We start from the raw sequence: 207 nt of genomic DNA, 5'->3' as shown, positions 1-207 counted from the left end.
CTCGCCGATTTGGGGCGGTGCATCGAGACCGCCATCTGGCGACCGAAGGACGCATTCGGCCGCCGGTATGAGCCGGATCCGGACGCGCTCGTTGAGGTCGTAGACCGCACCATCGCCTCACTGACGCACGGGGCCGCCACGGTGATCGCTGAACTGTCGGGAGGTCTCGATTCCGCGATTACGGTGGCGAGCCTGCTCCAATGCAAG

At 65.7% G+C, this 207-nt stretch carries 1 pseudogene; it reads left to right on the top strand.

The features are described from left to right. Nucleotides 1-207, top strand: a pseudogene (locus ACM03V_RS34615) (hypothetical protein); the annotation flags it as partial.

Origin of the sequence: Calothrix sp. CCY 0018 (assembly GCF_963920925.1) — a bacterium.
In the GTDB taxonomy this organism is placed as follows: domain Bacteria; phylum Cyanobacteriota; class Cyanobacteriia; order Cyanobacteriales; family Nostocaceae; genus Rivularia.
The sequence above is the reverse complement of the archived record's forward strand: the minus strand, read 5'-3'. Positions and strand labels throughout refer to the sequence as shown.